Below are 14,009 nucleotides of genomic sequence, written 5' to 3' on the forward strand. Positions count from 1 at the left end.
ATCAGGCGGTGGGCCGCGCCGGCGCGGACCGCGCCACGCGCAGCAGCAGCGAGTCCGTGGGCGCGTGCGCCAGCAGATCCATCCGCACCAACTCGGCCAGCGACGTGGCGCCGAGCTTCTGCATCACCCGGGCGCGGTGGACCTCGACGGTCTTCTCGCTGATCCCAAATTCCAGCGCCACGACCTTGTTCGCCTTGCCGTGCACCACCTCCTGGAACACCTCGTGCTCGCGCGCGGTCAGGCAGGCAATACGGGCGCTCAGCGCCTCCCGCTGGGCGCTGACCTGACGGCGACTGGCATCGAAGCCGATCGCCTGACGGACCCGTTCGAGGATCTGCTGGTCGGTGAACGGCTTCTCGAAGAAGTCGAAGGCACCTCGCTTCAGCATGCTCACCGCGGTGCCGACGTCGGCGAAGCCGGTCGTGACGATGATCGGCAGGCGGCAGCCGCGCTCGCGCAGCGTCTGCTGCAGGACGATGCCGCTCATTCCGGGAAGGCGAACGTCGAGGATCAGGCAACCGGCCCGCCCAGGATCGTACGCCGCCAGGAAGGCCTCCCCGCTTTCGAACTCCTGGCTGGCCAGGTCGGCCGACTCGAGCAGGAAGCGCAAGGATGCCCGCAAGGGGGCGTCGTTGTCGATGATGAATACGGTGGGCGACTGGTGTGCCTTCATCTCGGAACCCCCTGAGCGATTGATTCCCCATGGACACACCACGGATCGTGCCAACCCGATGGGGCTGGCGCGCCCATCTGTCGTGCTCGCGGCTGTCCGATGTAGTGGACAGCATGTGAGTCACTCGTATTTTGGGCTGGACAACGTTGCCGGTCGCTGGTGTAACTCCGCCCGTTCGGTGCAAACCCATGGACCCTGCGCGAGAACAATCCCTCGATCTGCGACAGTTGCAGCGCGATTACGCGCTGTCCCTACGGCTGCTGGAGCTCGGCCAACAACGGGACCTCGAGCCTTTTTTGCGTGAGGCTCTGGCGCTCGTGGTCGAGGCGGTCGACGCTCGCCAGGGCTACCTCCAACTCCACGACGAGCGAGCCGGCGACGAGGGTTGGTGGATCGGCCACGGCTTCACCGACGCGGAGCTGGCCACCGTCCGCGGGGCGATCTCACGTGGCATCATCGCCGAGGCGCTCGCCACCGGGCAGACGATCGTGACGCCCTCGGCCATGCTCGATCCGCGCTTCGGCGTGCGCGACAGCGTCCGGCGCAGCCGCATCGAGGCCGTGCTCTGCGCGCCGATCGGCGATCCGCCGCGCGGCGTCCTCTACCTGCAGGGGGGCACGCAACCGGCGACGTTCTCCGAGGAGGAACGGCGGCGCGCCGAGACGTTCGCCCGCCACCTGGCGCCGCTGGCCGACCGCATGCTCGACGAGCACCGCCGCCAGCAGCAGAGCGATCCCACCAGCGCGCTCCGCGCCACCCTGCGGCTCGATGGCGTCATCGGCCGCTCGCCGGCGCTCGCCGCGGTCCTCCGCCAGGCGGCCCTCGTCGCCCCGCTCAACGTCGATGTCCTGATCACCGGCCAGCCCGGAACGGGCAAGACGCAGCTCGCGCGCCTGATTCACGACAACAGTCCACGCGCCCTGCAGCCGTTCGTCGAGCTCAACTGCGCCGCGATCCCGGACTCCCTGCTGGAGAGCGAGCTGTTCGGTCACGTGAAGGGCGCCTTCACCGGCGCCGACGGGGCGCGCGACGGAAAGATTCGCGCCGCGCAGGGCGGCACGCTGATGCTCGACGAGGTCGGCGAGCTCACCCCGGCCGCGCAGGCCAAACTCCTCCAGTTCCTGCACGCGAAAACGTACTACCCGCTCGGCGCCACCACGCCGTCGACCGCGGACGTGCGGGTGATCGCCGCCACCAACGCCGACCTGCAGCAGGCAGTGGCCGAGAAGCGCTTCCGCGAGGATCTCCTCTTCCGCCTGCAGGTGCTGCCGATCCGCATGCCGTCGCTCGGCGAGCGCCGTGACGATCTCACCGAGCTGGCCGCCTATTTCTGCCGCGAGCACTGCGCCAGTCACGGCTTGCCGCGCCTCGAGCTGTCGCCGGGCGCCCGGCGCGCGCTCGAAGCCGTCGAGTGGCCCGGCAACGTCCGCCAGTTGGGCAACATCGTGTTGGCCGCCGTCATCCGCGCCGCCGGCGAGGGGGTGCCATACGTCGAGCGCGCCCACCTCTTTCCAGACGCCACGCTCGCCGAGCAGGCGCCGGGCCCCGAGACTTTCCAGGAGGCGACCCGTCGCTTCCAGAGAGACCTGCTCAGGTCGGTGCTCGACGAGACGCAGTGGAACGTGGTCGAGACGGCACACCGCCTCGATCTGTCCCGCGCCCATGTCTACAACCTGATCCGCGCCTTCGGCCTCGAACGCGGGCGCTGAGGTGGTCGCGGTCAGTCGCCGCTGAACAGCGGGAGCTGGCCGCCGCCCGAGCGCTCCGCTCCGTTCTCCCCGGCCCCCCACAGTCGATCGCGCAGGCCCGAGGCGCGGGCGATCGCGTGGCTGACGGCATGGTCGACGACGGCGCGCGGCGCGATGATGGTGGCGTGCCGGCGGGCGCGGGTGACGGCGGTGTAGAGGAGCTCGCGCGACACCACGGGCGATGGTTCCGGCGGTAGCAGCACGGCGACGGCGTCGAACTCGGATCCCTGGCTCTTGTGGACGCTCATCGCGAACACGGTCTCGTGCGGCGGCAGACGAGCCGGCGAGAGACGCCGCTCACCGCCGTCGGCGGTGAGGAACACCGCCTGTCGCCGCGATGAGCCGTCCTCGGCCGCGGCGATGATGCCGACGTCGCCGTTGAACAACCGCAGGTGGTAGTCGTTGCGGGTCACCAGAATCGGCCGGCCGACGTACCACTCGCCGTCGAGCCGGATGGCCCCCAGGTCGGCGAGGAGCTGCTCGATCCGCGCATTCACCGCCTCGACGCCGCCCGGGCCGCGGCGATGGGCGCAGAGGACGCGGAAGCGCTCCAGCGCGCGCATCCGCTCGCTCGCCGCCCGCGCCCGACAGAAGTCCTCCAGACCGCGCCGCACCAGCGCCTCGCCGTCGGCGCCGAGGCCGCCGTCAGGCCCAGCGGCGTGCCAGCCCACGTCCCCGCCGGCATCGAGCACGTTCCACGTGGCCTCGACCGCGCCGGCATTGATCGCCCGCGCCAGGGCGCCGATACCGCCGGCGAAGCGGTAGCTCCGGTCGAGTCGCACGATGGCCTCGGACACCCCCGGGGCCCCGGCGGCGCCGCCTCCGCACGGCGCGCCGCTGTTGCAGATGTCACCCAGGACCGCGCCGGCCTCGACCGACGCGAGCTGGTCCTGGTCGCCGAGCAGCACCACTCGCGCCGCCGCCGGCAGGGCGTCGAACAGGCGCGCCATCAGCGCCAGGTCGACCATCGAGGCCTCGTCCACCACCACCAGATCGGCGCGCAGCGGATCGCCGCGATGGCGACGGAACGTGGTGGCCCCGCGGCGCGCCGCGCCGAGGGCGCGATGGATGGTCGTCGCCTCGTCCGGAATCGCCTCGCGCACCTCCGGCGCGCAGGCGAGCGACCCGGTTCCCGACCGTACCGCTTCCTGCAGTCGCGCCGCGGCTTTGCCGGTCGGCGCCATCAACGCGATGCGCGGCGCCGGCGCCCTGGAGGCCAGCGCCTGCTCGATCGCCAGCGCCAGGATGCGCACGACGGTGTGCGTCTTGCCGGTCCCGGGTCCCCCGGAGACGACGCAGAAGCGGCGGGTGACGGCGGTGTACGCCGCCGCCCGCTGCCGGTCCGGCGTCGCGTCGTCAGCCGGGCCGAAGAGGCGCGTCAGCCCGTCCGCCAGCACGGCCTCGTCGACGCCGTCCGCCAGCGCCGCGGCGCGCCGACAGATCGCCGTCGCCAGCGACTCCTGGTACAGCCAGTAGCGGCGCAGATAGAGGCGGTGCGCGGCGTCGAGCACCAGCGGCGCGATCCCCGCGTCGGCGGTCGCGTCGGCGACCAGCGGGCTGGCGCGCAGCGCCGACGCCCAGGGCGCCAGCGCTGGCAGCGTCGCGCCGGCCGCCGGCTCGCCGCCATCGTCGCGCGGAGGTCCCTCGGCGACCGTCCGCGCCAGATCGAGACAGACGTGCCCCTGCCGCACCGCGCGGCTGGCGAGCGCCGTCGCGAGCAACACCTCCCCTCGGGTCTCGCCCGCCAGGCGACCGAGACTCTCGGCGATCGCCACGTCCAGCCCCGAAAGCACGCCGGCCGTCCGCAGCCCGTCGAGCAGCGGCATCACGCGTTTCGCCTCCCGCACGCCGTCATGCCCCGCCACCCAGGACCTCCAACAGCCCCTCGATGAGCGCCAGGGGCGGCGTGTCGTGGACGATGCCGGTCGCCGGGCCACACGCCGGCGCCATCCCACGCACGAACAGGTACAGCGCGCCGCCGACGTGGCGGACATAGTCGTAGCCGGGCAACCGACGCTGCAGGTAGCGGTGCACGGCCACCAGGTACAGGTGGTACTGGAGGACGTAATCGTGCCGCACCATCTCGACGGCGAGCGCGGTCGGGGCGTAGCACGCCGGCGCCGCGCCGAGGTCGTTCGATTTGTAGTCGACGACGTACCACCGCTCCTCGTGGGCGAAGACGCAGTCGATGTAGCCGCGCAGATAGCCGGCGAACGGCCGGAACGGCAGCCGCCGCAGGCGCTCGCCGTAGGCGCGGACCGCCTCCGTGCCACCATGGCGCGCGAACACGTCGGCCAGCGCGGCCGGCGTCAGCGCACCGCCATCCGCCCGGTGAACCGGGAACGCGAACTCCATCTCCGTCAACCGCCGCCGCCGCGGCACGTCGCGCAGGCGAAAGCCGTCGACCCCGCCGACGAGCGGCGTGTCGAGGACGTCGCGCAGCGCCGCACACAGCGGCTCGATCCACTCGGCGCCGAGGCGCGCCGCGCCGAGCTGGCGCGCCACCAGCGCCCGCAGCGCCGCGGGGTCGTCGTTCGCGAAATCGGCCAGCTCGAGAATGCGATGCACCAGCGTGCCCGGACCGCGGCCGCGCGGAAATCCCCGCAGCGCGCTCGCGCCGGACGCGCTCGACGCCTCGCCGCCCGCCACCTCGTCGCGGTCGATCCCCTCCTCGGCCGCCACGCCCAGCGCCTCGGCGCCGGCGCTCAGGCTGGTGAAGCTGGCGATCCGCCACGCCTGCGTCACCGGCGGCAGCGCCGGGGGCTCGATGAGCGCCGCGGCGTCGTCGATCGGCGGTGCGTGCCGCAGATCGCGCGGCGGTGGCAGCCGCTCGACGGCGATCGCGTCCGGCGCCGCGGCCGCCAGCGTCTGCAGGTCGGCGACGATCTCGTCGTCGGTGAGTCCCCGTAGCGCCGCGGCATCGCGCTCGCGGGGAGCGCCGTGTCGCGGAAGGCGATGCAGCAGCCGCGCCAGCGGCGAATCCTCGTAGCCGTTGAACGGCGCCCACAGCAGGAGGCAGAGCTGCTCGGCGCGGGTCAGGGCGACGTACAGCAGCCGCGTCTCCTCGGCGAGCTGCTCCTGACGACGGCGGGCGCGGCTGTCCTCCGCCGCCGGGATGCCCAGATCGATCGTCAGGCGGCGCGCGTCGTCGTGGAAACACGGCCAGTCGCGTTCCAGGCGCGGCTCGACCACGTCCCAGAGAAACGGACAACAGACCACCGGATACTGCAGCCCCTTGCTCTTGTGGGCGGTGATCAGCGCAACCGCGTGCGCGTCGCTCTCCAGCCGAATCTGCGCCGCCTCGCTGCCCAGGTCCCAGCGTAGGGTCGGATCGGTACGCATGCGGTGCAGCCAGTCGACCAGGCCGCGCGGACCGCGGCGGCTCTCGCTCGCCGCCTGCTGCAGCAGCTCGCCGAGATGGAGCAGATTGGTCATCCGCCGCTCGCCGCCGGGTTGCGCGAGCACGCGCTCCGCCACCTCGAGCTCATCGAACAGGCCGCGCAGCGCGGCGGTGACGCCGCTGCCGCGCCAGCGCTCGTTCCAGTGCTGGAATCGCTCGCCCCAGTCGTCCCAGCGCGCACTGTCGGCGTTGAGCGCCGCGACCTGCTCGCTGTTCAGGCCGACCAGCGGCGTCACCAGCGCCAGGCGCAGGGCGACGGCATCGCCCGGCTCGGCGAGCGCTCGCAGGATGTGCTCCAGCATCTGCGCCTCGGGCGATTCGAAGACGCTGGCGTCGCCGAGCGCCACGCTGGGCACGCCGGCAAGGCGCAACGCGTCGCTGACCGCGGCGAGCTGGACATTCTTGCGACACAGCACGGCGACGTCGCCGGCGCGCACCGCGCGCCCGCCGAGCGTCGTGCGCCCGTCGAGCAGCGTCACGACCTGATCGGCGAGGGCGCGGTAGAACCAGTGCCCGCTGCCCGTGGGCTTGGTCAACGGCTCGCGGTCCGGCCTCCCGAGCTCGCCCCGCGTGGGAACGAGAATGCGCAGGGGCGCCGCGTTCGCCGCCGCGCCGCCCAGCTCGTCGCGGTTGCGGGCCGCGGCCGTCGCCGGACGGAAGGGAATCTCGGGAATGACGAACGGCTCCTCGACGCCGTCGAACACCGCGTTCACCGCCCGCACCAGGCGCGGCGACGACCGCCAGTTGGTGAGCAGGGTGTGCTGCTCGGTCGCGGCCCGCTGCGCCGCGAGGTAGGCAAAGACGTCGGCGCCGCGAAAGGCGTAGATCGCCTGCTTGGGATCGCCGATCAGGAACAGCGGCAGGCCGATGCGGCTGTGGAGCGCGTGGAAGATGCGATACTGGACCGGATCGGTGTCCTGGAACTCGTCGATCAGCGCCAGGCCGTAGCGGCGTCCGATGCCCTCGGCGAGCGCCGCCGCGTTGGGCCCCCGCAGGGCGCCGTCGAGTTGCTGCAACAGGTCGTCGAAGTCCTGCACGTTCGCCCGCGCCTTGCGCCGCGCCAGGGTCTCCAACACCGCCGGTCCCGCCTCGCGCATGAGCTGGCGCGCCCAGCGCAGCGCCGGATCCGCGTCATCGTCCGCCGGCGCCTCACGCACGGCGAGGTCGCGGTGCTGCGCGAAGAGGCCGGCCACGTGGGCCAGGCTGCTCGGCGACACCTTGTGGTCGCCGAGCCGCGCCACCATCGGCGGTGGCGCGTCGTACAGGCGTGCCGCCCACACGTCGCGCACCGCGTCGGCCAGCAGCGGGCGTGGGTCGCCGATCAGCTCGGCATCGAAGGGCGCCCCGCTCTCGAAAGCGAATTCGCGCAGCGCCCGCTGGCAGAATCCGTGGATGGTGAAGATCGCCGCCTCGTCGAAGCCGTCGAGCGCGGCGCGCAGCCGCCGGCGATCGCCGTCGGCGTGGCCGGCGGCGCTTCGTTGCTCGACCAGCGCGCGCAGATCGTCGTCCGCCGGGGTCGCCGGATTCTCATAGAGCCGATGCGCCAGGTGCAGGCGTTCGCGCAGCCGCCGGCGCAATTCGGCGGTGGCGGCGTTGGTGAAGGTGACGATGAGGATGCGGCCGATGTCGATGCGTTCGAGCACGGCCCGCACCGCCAGCGTGGTGATCGCGAAGGTCTTGCCGGTGCCGGCGCTCGCTTCGATGAGCTGGAGCCCGGCGAGCGGCACCGACAGCGGGTCGAGCGGCGTCACGGCGTTGTCTCCCGGTGGTCGAGCAGCGGCTGGAAGACCGCCCGGGCGACGGTGAACAGCTCCGCCGTCTCGTCCGCCGGCGCGTCCTCGCGCAGCGGCGGGGGGATCTCGGGATAGAGCAGGCGGACGCTGGCGTCGGCGCCGTCGCCCGGCATCTTCTCGCGGCCGACGAACGCCTTGCCGGCGGCTTTGCGGGCGGACTCGAAGGTCGCCCTACGGCGACGCGAGGCCGCCACGTACTCGCGCGACGTCTTGGGAAAGAACGGCAGCGGTCGCGACTGGCCGAGTCGGAAGAGTCCCACCAGGGTCGCCAGGTGCGCGGCCGCGCTCGCCACCGGCGCGAAGCGCACGGTGGCCATGTCAGCGCCCTTCTCCGCGCGCCCGACCAGGACCGACACCGCGCCAGGATCGAGGGTGGCGTTCAGCATGAGATGGCGGATCCACAACTCGAGCTCGCGACCGCCGCCGACGCGCGAGTATTGGGCCTGCACGAACCCGCGCCGGCCGCGCCCCGGCAGCACGCCGCTCAGTGTCGTCCCATCGATCGACAGCGATACGTCGATGGGATCGCCCAGCTCGGCGATGCCTTGCGCCCGAGCCTCGCGGGCGATCGCCGCGGCCATCTCCCAGTGCTGGTCGACCTCCGTCCGTCCGGGGGTTCCGTGCGGCAACAGGCCGCTGGCGCGCAGGCGGGGATACATCGCCGTCGCCTCGCCACCGGCCAGGCAGCCCGTCAGCAGCTTCTGGCCGACCTCCCATTGCTCCAGTGGCAACAGCTCGATCGGCTCGCGGTCGTCCACCGCCTCATCCTCGCGCGGCAGGACGAGCTGCAACCGCTCGCGCAAGAACCAGCGCGACGGGTTGGCGAAGAAATCGACCAGGGCCTCGAGGGTGAGCACCGCGCTGGCCGCTGCCGGCAGGGCTGCGACCAGGAACGGCGGCGCCTCACGGCGCGGTCCGCACAGGGCGCGCGCGCCTTTGAACTGGGAGCGCGCAACGCTCAGGTGCAGGCCGTCGCCGCGGAACGCGCTGGGGCTGAACGGCTGCAACGGGTGATGGTGCACGACCCCGTCGCGCGCCCGCGGCACGCTGCCGTCCGGCCTCGGCGGCCGCGTCACGGTGGCGTCGATGGCGTCGAGCAACTCGCTCACCACGACCGACGGCGGCAGCTCGCTGTTGTCGGTGATGCTGCGGCCGACGTAGGTGATGAGGAGCCGCTCGCGCGCCGCGAGCACTGCCTCGAGGAACAGGTAGCGGTCGTCGTCGCGCGGGGTGCGGTCGCCGGCGCGCGGCGCCTGCGCCATGTGGTCGAAGGCGAGCGGGCGCGCGACGCGCGGAAAGACGCCATCGCTCAGACCCACCAGGGCGACGACGCGGAAGGGCACCGTGCGCATGGGCACCAGCTCGCACAGCGTGACCGCGCCGGTCAGGAAGCCGAGCGGCGCCGATTCCACCGCCAGCTCGTCCTCGAGCAGGCGGCGCAGCGCCGCGAGGCCGAGCGGCGCCGTGAATCCGGCGCGGGCGGCGCGCTCGGCGATCGCCGCCAGCACGCCGAGGACGGTCGCGTGCTGATCGGCATAGGCGGGCTTCTGCAGCGCGATCGCGGCGAGCAGCTCGCCCAGCAGGTCCCGCCATTCGTCGGGCGTGTGCGCGGTCGCCACGCGGCGGCGGAATCCGCTCAGGGTTTCGACATAGACCGCGAACTGACCGAGCAGCTCGGCCTCGCTGCCCTCGACGTCGCCGTACGGCAGGACACCGGCCCACAGCGGCTCGCCGCCGCTCGGCAGCGCGGTTCCCAGCAGCAGTCGGTCGAGACCGAAGCGCCAGGTGTTCTCGTCGCACGCCGGCAACCCTTCGGCGGCGCGGTGAGCCGCGTCGGCCCCCCAGCGGACGCCCGCCGCCTCGCTCCACCCGCGCACGGTGTCGAGCGCCTCGGCGGCGATCCCGAAGCGCTCGTGCACCGCCTCGAGCGCCAGCAGGTCGAGAACGCCCGACGCCGGCAGGCGGCCGGCGAGCAGGTCGAGCGCGCGCAGGAACGCGTCGACCACGTCGCGCGTCGCCCGAGCGCGGCGGTCGGCGATGGCATAGGGAATGCGCGGTCGGTCCGGGCTGGTGAACACCGCGTCGATCAGCGGCGCATAGGTGTCGATCGCCGGCGTCATCACGATCACGTCGTGCGGCCGCAGCGTCGGGTCGGCAGCGAAGAGCGCGCTCAGTCGATCGTGCAGCACCTCGACCTCGCGCATCGGCGAATGGCAGGCGTGGATGGCGATCGAGGCATCGTCGACCGCCTGCGCCAGCGGCGGCACCTCGTCGCCGCGCCGCCGCAAGTCGAGGAGATCCGACTGCAGCGCCGCGAGCAGCGACCCCGTGCCCGGATCGCGATAGCGGTCGACGGGGTCGTCCTGGTAGTCGACGCGAGCCTCGAAGAGCCGTTGGAAGTCGCGGCCGACGCGCCCCAGCGAGACCAGCAGCGGCGGCGCGTCGAGATGGAGCGCCTCCGCGTCGGCGCCGGCGGCGGCGAGCGCACGACGGCGTTCACGCGCCGACGGCAGATCGCCCCAGTAGTCGCGCGACGGCGTCAGCGCGAAGAGGTGCAGCTCGACGCGCTCGGCGAGCGCGGCGAGCAGATCGACGTAGAGGGGCGGCAGCGTCGCCAGCCCGAAGATGCTGGCGCGCGCCGGCAGCGGCATCGCCGGCGCGGCGCCGCGGCCCAGCGCGGCGAGGAGATCGCGCGCCCGCGCCGCCGGGTGCAGCGACCCGATGCGAGCGACGAGCGCGCGCCACAAAGCCGGCTGCCAGTCGCCGGGATCGCCGCCGCCCTCCTCCCAGCGCAGCACCAGGTCGGGCCGGAAGACGGCGTACTGGTCGAACAGATCGGCGATGCGCCGGGCCAGGGGCAGCAGGCGACTGCCGTCGCGGTCGGCGGCGAGAAAGCGCCCCACCGGCGCGAAGCGCGGGATCGCGAGCTGGCGCGGCAACTCGGCCGCGATCGCCCACGCGAGTCCCTCGGGGGCGTACACCATCGACGCCTCGGGCGGCGTGCCGAGCATCGCGGCCGCCACCTGCTCGATGAAGGCGCGCGGGAACGGAAAGGCGGGGTTGGCCCAGATGCCGAGGCGCCGCGCCAGCTCGAGCCCGAGCCAGCGCGCCATGCCGCGGCCCTGGACGACGACCACCTCCGGCGCGAACGGATCGGCAGGCGGCGTCGCCACCAGCTCCGCCAGGGCGTCGACCAACGCCTCGGCGCGGTTGCTGCGATGAACGATCATCGGCGCACGGCGCGCACGGCGGCCAGCGGAGACACCGGGTGCGTCGTTCGGCGTCGCTCAGGCGCGCGCGGCCCGGCAGGCGGGGCGGTCGGTGCAGCGCGCCAGCCACGCCGCGAGTTGTGGCCAGCGGCCGAGGTCGATCCCGGCGAGCGCGGCCCAACTCAACACCGACGCGACGTTGAGATCGGCGACCGTGAAGGCGGCGCCGAGCAGGTAGTCGCGGCCGCGCAGCGCGCCTTCGAGCACGCCAAACGGCGCCGCCAGCTTGCTCTCGCCGGCCGCCGCCACCGCCGCATCGCGCTGATCCTTCGGCAGGATGCGGCGGTGCATCAGAACCTGGAGCAGGTTGGCCTCGACCTCGGTCATGACCCAGAAGCTCCACTGGAAGGCGCGCCCCTCGTCGGCGACCGACGCCGGCCACAGCGTGCCAGCGCCGTACTGGCGCGCCAGGTAGAGGTTGATGGCCATCGACTCCCAGAGCACGGTGCTGCCGTCCACCAGCACCGGGATGTGCCCGTTGGGGTTGAGCTTCATGAACTCCGCCGTGCGGGTTCCGCCATCGGCATAGTTCACCGGCACGTGCTCGAACGCGAGCTGCAGCTCGCGCAGCATCCACAAGGGGCGAAAGGTGCGCGACGCGGGAACGCCATACAGTGTGATCATCGTCTCCTCCGGGCTGTCGGCCCTGCTGCTAGGGGGAATCGCCGGCGTGATCAAGCGCGCGCCGCGCCCCACGGCGCCGGCGCCCCCGTCTCATGCCGGTCTCATCGCGACATTGCGCGATGTCCAGGGAGCCCTATGAATCGGGCATGCGCAGACTGGTGCCGTCGCTGTCCGCCCTCGTCTTGGTTCTCTCGTTCGCGCCCTCGGGCGCTCCCGCCGCCAACCCGACGGAGGCTCCGCCCTCCCCGACGCCGACGGCGATCACGTTCGGCACGCTCAGCAACTTCGACGTGTTCAACGACACGGGCGAGGAGACGCACGGCTTCGAGATCGAGCTCGACGGCATCAGCAGCGGCGACGTCAGCTTCACCTTCGGCGAGCCCTACCAGCGGTACGGCAACCCGCGGGTCGAGGACTTCGCCGGCGGCGTCTACGTCCGCTACGAGAGTCCCTACGACCCGCAGAGCCAGACGTTCACCGCCGCCACGCCGCTGGCGCCGGCGGTGATCTCGCCCACCGATGGTCATGCCTGCTGGACCGGCGGCGCCGCCAACTATCCGACCAGCGGCTGCGAGCATTTCGGCATCGGCCTCAACCGCAATCCGACCGCGACCGTCTACCGCTGGCTGCTCGCCGATCCGCAGAGCCCGGGCGCGCTGCGCCCCGCCGGCTCGACGGTGCGGATCCCGGCGCCGGTGTGGAACGTCTCGCCGGCACCGCCGCAGGCGCCCAACCAACAGCCAGTGGTCGCCGCGGCCATCGAGCCGCCACCGCCGGGCGCCTACGAGTTCGGCGACGCGGTGTGGGTCAAGGTGTTCAAGACCGAGGCGCCGGAGCCGGCCGAGCTGCATCACCTGGTGACCGACGATCCGGCGGTCCCGCAGGAGGCCGGCGAGACGGAGATCGAATGGACGCTGCTGCAGGCGCGGCGGGGTCGGCCAGCACAGCTCGAGCAGGAGGCGCAGATCGGCGAGGGCAACGAATCGGTCACCCGGCGCTACGAATTCTACGAATACACGGGCGAGTACGACGCCGAGTCACACGAGGCGCTGGTGATCGACGACTCCAACCCCTCCCCGGGCGAGCTCGGCAACTACATCGGCGCCCAGATGGCGGCGGTGAATCTCGACCTGGCGGCGCCGACGCCGACCCCGACGCAGGCACCCACGACCTGCGCCGGCGACTGCAATGGCGACGGCACGGTGACGGTGAACGAGATCATCACCGGCGTGACGATCGCGCTCGGCAGCGCGCCCGTCGACGCCTGCGCCGTGCTGGACGCCGACGGCGACGGCCAGGTGGCGGTGAACGAGCTGATCCTCGCCGTGCAGCGCCTGCTCACCGGCTGCGCTTGAATCGCGCCGCCGAGTCTGCGCGGTGAGGAGCGCATGCGCGCCGTCCGCCACGCTCGAGCGCTGATCTACGACACCGCCATCGTCGGACTGACCGCCGGCTGGTACCGCGCCGTGCTGGAGCGGCTACCGGTCGGTTGCCGGCTGCTCGACATCGGCATCGGCACCGGCAGCGCCCTGCTGGCGAATGCGGCCCTGCTGACAGGGAAGCGCATCCACGTCACCGGGCTCGACATCGACGGCGACTACATCGAGCGCTGTCGCCGAGCCGTGGCCCAGCGGGGACTGCTGGCGAGCATCGAGCCGCGGCTGGAGTCGGTGTACGACCACCGCGGAGGCCCCTACGACGCCGCCTACTTCAGCGCCAGCTTCATGCTGCTGCCCGATCCCCCGGCGGCGCTGCGCCACGTCCGCTCCCGGCTCGCCCCGGGCGCGCGCATCTACTTCACGCAGACCTTCGAGCACGCGCCGTCGCGCGCCGTCGAGACGCTGAAGCCGCTGCTCCGCCTGCTGACCACCATCGACTTCGGCCGCGTCACCTACGAGGCGGACTTCCGCCGCGCCCTTGCCGCCGGCGGCGAGGCGGTCGAGACCTTCGAGCCCCTGAACCAGGGCCCACGGCGGTCGGGCGTGCTGGCGATCTCGCGTCAGGCGGCGTGACCGCGGGCGGCGGGCGCGCGGCTCAGCACTGGCGATACTTGCGGCCGCGCTGGCGCACCGGATCGAGCAGCGAGAGGTCGTCGGGCTCCATGGCGTAGCCCTCCGGATGCGGCGGCCGGGGCGGCAGGCCCAGCAGCTCGAGGACCCGCGGGTCCTGATAGTAACCGGCGAAGGCGTGCAGGATGAGGATCGGCGGGAACGAGTGCTCCGAGCCGGCGTGCTCGAGCAGCACGGCGGCGCGCTCCTCGGGCCGCATGGCGTCGAGGCCGCCCGGGTGGCGCGTCCGCGCCAGCGCATCGAGTTGGGTGAGGCTGTCGGCGACCATCGCCTTCAACCCCGGCATCGCCGCCAGCGACCGCTCGACGTAGGCCGCGGCGCCGAGGGCGCCGGCGGCCGGGAGTCCGCGATCCGGACTCGCGGGGATGATGTCGTCGAGGACATGGGCGAGGGCCCGCGTCTGCGACTCGGTGAACGGGGTGGTATCGGTCAT

General features: G+C 72.8%; 9 protein-coding genes. 3 read left to right on the forward strand and 6 right to left on the reverse strand.

Annotated elements, in window-relative coordinates:
* Window position 1 precedes the first annotated feature (1 nt).
* Window positions 2-673 carry a response regulator transcription factor gene (locus KF840_14920; protein MBX3026199.1) on the reverse strand — a complete coding sequence of 224 codons (672 nt, stop codon included), beginning with the start codon at window positions 671-673 and terminating at the stop codon, window positions 2-4.
* A 188-nt stretch (window positions 674-861) separates the two neighbouring features.
* Between KF840_14920 and KF840_14925 the strand changes: the two genes are divergently transcribed.
* Entirely contained in the window at window positions 862-2,382 is a 1,521-nt protein-coding gene (locus tag KF840_14925; protein MBX3026200.1) for a sigma 54-interacting transcriptional regulator, read from the forward strand.
* Between the two features lie 11 nt (window positions 2,383-2,393).
* Here KF840_14925 and recD read toward each other — a convergent pair whose 3' ends face one another.
* Genes recD through KF840_14945 form a run of 4 tightly spaced genes read right to left on the reverse strand, consistent with a single transcriptional unit; the run spans window position 2,394 to window position 11,507 of the window.
* The gene (gene recD, locus KF840_14930; protein MBX3026201.1) at window positions 2,394-4,286 is read right to left on the reverse strand and encodes an exodeoxyribonuclease V subunit alpha; all 1,893 of its coding nucleotides are present in this window, start codon (window positions 4,284-4,286) and stop codon (window positions 2,394-2,396) included.
* Entirely contained in the window at window positions 4,273-7,572 is a 3,300-nt protein-coding gene (locus KF840_14935; protein MBX3026202.1) for a UvrD-helicase domain-containing protein, read from the reverse strand. Before KF840_14935 ends, recD begins: the two co-directional genes overlap by 14 nt.
* Window positions 7,569-10,844, reverse strand: a complete 3,276-nt coding sequence (gene recC / locus KF840_14940) for an exodeoxyribonuclease V subunit gamma (GenBank protein ID MBX3026203.1) — start codon at window positions 10,842-10,844, stop codon at window positions 7,569-7,571. Before recC ends, KF840_14935 begins: the two co-directional genes overlap by 4 nt.
* 57 nt (window positions 10,845-10,901) lie before the next feature.
* Window positions 10,902-11,507 (reverse strand): glutathione S-transferase family protein, encoded by a 606-nt coding sequence (locus KF840_14945; protein MBX3026204.1) that lies wholly within the window; start codon window positions 11,505-11,507, stop codon window positions 10,902-10,904.
* A gap of 146 nt (window positions 11,508-11,653) precedes the next feature.
* On the opposite strand from KF840_14945, the gene KF840_14950 reads away from it, so the two are divergent.
* Window positions 11,654-12,862, forward strand: coding sequence for a PEP-CTERM sorting domain-containing protein (locus tag KF840_14950; protein MBX3026205.1), 1,209 nt, complete (start codon window positions 11,654-11,656; stop codon window positions 12,860-12,862).
* Window positions 12,863-12,895: 33 nt separating this feature from the next.
* Window positions 12,896-13,519, forward strand: a complete 624-nt coding sequence (locus KF840_14955; GenBank protein MBX3026206.1) for a class I SAM-dependent methyltransferase — start codon at window positions 12,896-12,898, stop codon at window positions 13,517-13,519.
* Between the two features lie 22 nt (window positions 13,520-13,541).
* Here KF840_14955 and KF840_14960 read toward each other — a convergent pair whose 3' ends face one another.
* On the reverse strand, window positions 13,542-14,009 hold the full coding sequence (locus KF840_14960) for a gluconate 2-dehydrogenase subunit 3 family protein (protein MBX3026207.1): 468 nt from the start codon (window positions 14,007-14,009) through the stop codon (window positions 13,542-13,544).

The sequence above is a fragment of the bacterium genome, from assembly GCA_019637795.1.
Taxonomy (GTDB): Bacteria; Desulfobacterota; Binatia; order HRBIN30; family CADEER01; genus JAHBUY01.

Coding starts and splice junctions, on each gene's coding strand:
- KF840_14920 (MBX3026199.1), bottom strand. CDS start 673: ATGAAGGCACACCAGTCGCCCACCGTATTCATCATCGACAACGACGCC.
- KF840_14925 (MBX3026200.1), top strand. CDS start 862: ATGGACCCTGCGCGAGAACAATCCCTCGATCTGCGACAGTTGCAGCGC.
- recC (MBX3026203.1), bottom strand. CDS start 10,844: ATGATCGTTCATCGCAGCAACCGCGCCGAGGCGTTGGTCGACGCCCTG.
- KF840_14945 (MBX3026204.1), bottom strand. CDS start 11,507: ATGATCACACTGTATGGCGTTCCCGCGTCGCGCACCTTTCGCCCCTTG.
- KF840_14950 (MBX3026205.1), top strand. CDS start 11,654: ATGCGCAGACTGGTGCCGTCGCTGTCCGCCCTCGTCTTGGTTCTCTCG.
- KF840_14955 (MBX3026206.1), top strand. CDS start 12,896: ATGCGCGCCGTCCGCCACGCTCGAGCGCTGATCTACGACACCGCCATC.
- KF840_14960 (MBX3026207.1), bottom strand. CDS start 14,009: ATGACCGATACCACCCCGTTCACCGAGTCGCAGACGCGGGCCCTCGCC.